We start from the raw sequence: 2,315 nt of genomic DNA on the forward strand, positions 1-2,315 counted from the left end.
CGAGGTCGCCGACGCCGCCGCCGACCGGCTGCGGATCCCCCGCGGCACCCTGCAGGCGCTGCTCGCCGGAGGGCCACCCGCCGACGACGCCGCCCTGATCGCCCTCGCGCGCCAGCTCGACGAGCTCGAGACCGCCGTCGAGGACACGGCCCGCACCGCGCGGAGCGACGACGGATGACGCCCCGCCGCCCCGACCGACCCCCGCTCACCCCGGAATCCGAGGAGACCCCGTGACCGACGACAATCGTCCCATCGACGACGCCGCGCTGCGCCAGGCCATGCACCGCGTCCGCACCGAGGTCGACAAGGCCGTGGTCGGCCAGGCGGGCACCGTCACCGGTCTGCTGGTGTCGCTGCTCGCCCGCGGTCACGTGCTCCTGGAGGGTGTGCCCGGCGTCGCGAAGACGCTGGTCGTGCGATCGTTCGCCAGAGCCCTGGGGCTCGACACCAAGCGCGTGCAGTTCACGCCAGACCTCATGCCCGGCGACGTGACCGGCTCACTCGTGTACGACGCCAGGACGGGCGAGTTCGACTTCCGCGCCGGACCCGTGTTCACGCACATCCTGCTGGCGGACGAGATCAACCGCACGCCGCCGAAGACGCAGGCCGCGCTCCTGGAGGCCATGGAGGAGCGTCAGGTGTCGGCCGACGGCGTGAGCCGCACGCTGCCCGATCCGTTCCTGGTCGCCGCGACCCAGAACCCGATCGAGCACGAGGGCACGTACTCGCTCCCCGAGGCGCAGCTCGACCGGTTCCTGATGAAGCTCGTCGTCGGAATGCCGGAGCGCGACGCCGAGGTGTCGGTGCTGCGGCGCCACGCCCAGGGCTTCTCGCCGCGCGAGCTCACGGGCGTCGAGGCCGTGGTGTGCGCCGAGGAGATCCGCGCCGCCCAGCACGCGGCCTCCGCCGTCGAGGTCACGGACGACGTTCTCGGCTACGTCGTCGACCTGGCACGGGCCACCCGCCAGTCCCCCTCCGTGGAGCTCGGCGCGAGCCCGCGCGCCTCGACCGGACTCCTCGCTGCCGCCAAGGCCTGGGCCTGGCTCAACGCGTCGACGGCCGTGACGCCCGACCACGTGCAGACCATGCTCGTCCCCGTCTGGCGCCACCGGCTGCAGCTGCGGCCCGACGCGCAGATGGAGGGCGTGTCCGCCGACGCGGTGCTCACCTCCGTGGTGCAGCAGACCAGGGTGCCGATCTAGGTGTTCGTCACTGGACGCCTCGCCGTCGCCCTCGCCGTCGGCATCGTCCCGCTGGTCCTGACCGGTCTCGCGGGGGTGCCGCCGTACGCCGTGCTCGGAGGCTGGCTCGCGCTGTGCGCCCTGCTCGTGGTGTTCGACGTGGTGCGGGCGGCGAGTCCCCGCGCGGTGACCGTCACCCGCCGGCTGCCCGCGCGGGCGCGCCTCGGCGAACCCGTGCCGGTCAGCGTGGCCCTGCACAACCACGGAACGCGGACGCTCGACGCCGTGATCCGCGACGCCTGGCAGCCCACCGCCGGTGCGCCCCTGGAGCGCCAGCGCCTGCGCATCGCATCGGGTGAGCGCGGACGGGTCGAGCTGCCGCTGCATCCTCGCCGTCGCGGCGAGCTGGTGAGCGAGTTCGTCGTGATCCGCTCGCGCGGGCCCCTCGGCATCGCGGGACGGCAGGCGCGCCACCTCGTCCGCGGCGCCATCCGCGTGCTGCCCGCGTTCAGCTCCCGCAAGCACCTCCCCTCCCGGCTCGCCCGGCTGCGGGAGCTCGACGGCAACACGAGCATCCAGGTGCGCGGTCAGGGCACCGAGTTCGACTCGTTGCGCGAGTATGTGCGGGGCGACGACGTGCGCTCGATCGACTGGCGCGCGACCGCCAGGGCCGGGACCACGATGCTGCGGACCTGGCGCCCGGAACGCGACCGCCACGTCGTCATCCTCGTCGACACGGGTCGCACGGCAGCGGCCCGCGTGGGCGACGGCACCCGCCTGGATGCGAGCCTCGAGGCCGCGCTCCTGCTCGCGGCCCTCGCCTCCCGAGCGGGCGACCACGTGCACCTGCTGATGTTCGACCGGGTCGTCCGGGCCAGGGTCACCGGCGTCGACGGTACCGCGCTCCTTCCCGCGCTCACCGACGCCATGGCCCCCGTGCACGCACGACTCGTGGACACCGACTGGCAGAGCGCGTTCGCGGCGGTGCGCACCCTGACCACGCGCCCCTCGCTGATCGTCGCGCTCACGGCGCAGGACGCGGCGGAGTCCGCACGCGGCTTCCTCGGCGCGTTCCCGACCGCGTCGCAGGGGCTGTTCCCCCATCTAGGAGGTGCCCGGCGCGTTGGCGGAACG

At 74.2% G+C, this 2,315-nt stretch carries 2 protein-coding genes; both read left to right on the plus strand.

Translation table 11 applies throughout. The features are described 5' to 3' along the window. Nucleotides 1-230: 230 nt before the first annotated feature. Entirely contained in the window at nucleotides 231-1,202 is a 972-nt protein-coding gene (locus DW297_RS00110; protein WP_136028490.1) for an AAA family ATPase, read from the plus strand. Continuing rightward, a partial coding sequence (locus DW297_RS00115) for a DUF58 domain-containing protein (RefSeq protein WP_136028491.1) occupies nucleotides 1,203-2,315 on the plus strand: 1,113 nt, incomplete at its 3' end. It lies immediately after the preceding gene.

This window comes from Microbacterium sp. PF5 (genome assembly GCF_004794315.1).
Classification (GTDB): Bacteria; Actinomycetota; Actinomycetes; order Actinomycetales; family Microbacteriaceae; genus Microbacterium; species Microbacterium sufflavum.